The sequence below is a fragment of the Mesorhizobium sp. M2A.F.Ca.ET.067.02.1.1 genome (genome assembly GCF_004023285.1).
GTDB lineage: Bacteria > Pseudomonadota > Alphaproteobacteria > Rhizobiales > Rhizobiaceae > Mesorhizobium.
In genome coordinates this window covers 1-1,295 of record NZ_RZSB01001126.1, presented here as the reverse complement: position 1 = coordinate 1,295, position 1,295 = coordinate 1, and the positions used below count along the sequence as shown (strand labels likewise).

1 protein-coding gene and 1 pseudogene are annotated in these 1,295 nt (G+C 66.3%); both read right to left on the bottom strand.

Annotated elements, in window-relative coordinates; genetic code table 11:
• Positions 1 to 93: 93 nt before the first annotated feature.
• Positions 94 to 867, bottom strand: coding sequence for an enoyl-CoA hydratase/isomerase family protein (locus EOA28_RS36060; RefSeq protein WP_127253564.1), 774 nt, complete (start codon positions 865 to 867; stop codon positions 94 to 96).
• Positions 860 to 1,295 (bottom strand): annotated as a pseudogene (locus EOA28_RS36055) (acyl CoA:acetate/3-ketoacid CoA transferase); the annotation flags it as partial. The pseudogene EOA28_RS36055 and the gene EOA28_RS36060, both read right to left, overlap by 8 nt.

The window sequence follows — 1,295 nt, the reverse complement described above, 5'->3', positions numbered from 1 at the left end:
TGCTTGCCGTCGATCAAGAGCTTGTAGGCCGTCGGCGCCTGGGCTGCCTCGGCCGGCATGGCAATGTTGAGCGGTGCGTTCATCATATCTTCTCTAGGATCTCGAAAAGGCCGGCTTCTGCCTGGCCTTGAAGGCGCCGACGCCGGCTTTGAGGTCGCTCGTCAGCGCAATGAAGCCGCTGGCCAGCGCCTCGGTCGCGGCTGCGTCTTCCTCGCCCTCGGCAACGCTGATCATCAGCTTGGCGGCCTCGGTCGCCAGCGGGCCGCGCTCGGCGATCTTTTCGGCCCAGCTTCTGGCTTCGTCGAAAGCCTTGCCTGTTTCGACCAGCCGGTCGACGATGCCGTCCGCCAGCGCGTCGGCCGCCAGGAAAATCTCGCCGCCAATCGCCATCCGGCGCACGATCTGCGCGCCAAAACGGCGCGCGGCGCGTTGCGTGCCCGACCATCCAGGAACGACGCCGATAGAGGTTTCGGGGAAGCCGAGTTTTATCTGCGTTTCGGCGACGCGGAAATCGCAGGCGGCCGCCAGCTCCAGCCCGCCACCCAGCGCATGGCCGGACAGAACCGCGATGGTCGGTTGCCGGAGCCGTGCCAGCCGGTCGAAGACGCGGTGGCCATAGCGCACCCATTGCACCTGAAAATCGGCGGCGCTCATCGCGCCCCAGGCTTCGACGTCGCCGCCTGCGCAAAAGCCCTTGCCTTCGCCACGGATGAGAACGGCGCGGACGCCCTCGGCCTGCTCCGCCTCGTCGAGCGCTGCTTCCAGGGCACGCAGCATCGGGATGTCGAGCGCGTTGAACTTTTCCGGCCGGCGCAGCGTGACGATGCCGATCGCGCCATCCTGCTCGAAAGTTACGAGTTCAGCCATGCGCGCCTCCGAGCGAAGCACCGCCGTTGAGCGACAGGCCGATCGGCCGGTCCTGATAGAGCGCCGCAGGCGTGACCTTGAGGTCGTTGGCGACGGAGAGCGGGATCTCGGCCTGCGCCAGCACATCGCGTTCGAGGTCCACGCCAGGGGCAAGCTCCGTGACCATCAAGCCGTCGGGCGTCAGCTTCATGACGCAGCGCTCGGTGACATAGGTGATGTCCTGTCCCTGCGCGACGGCTCTCTTGCCGGAGAAGGAAATGTGCTCGACCTCCTCGACCACTTTCTTGACCTTGCCTTCCTGGTCGATGCGGATCGCGCCATTGGCCAGCGAGAGTTTCGCGCCGGCATTGAAGAAGCCGGAGAAGACGATCTTCCTCGCCCGCGCCGTGATGTCGACGAAGCCACCGGCGCCGGCGGTGACATGGGGC

Coding starts and splice junctions, on each gene's coding strand:
- EOA28_RS36060 (WP_127253564.1), bottom strand. CDS start 867: ATGGCTGAACTCGTAACTTTCGAGCAGGATGGCGCGATCGGCATCGTC.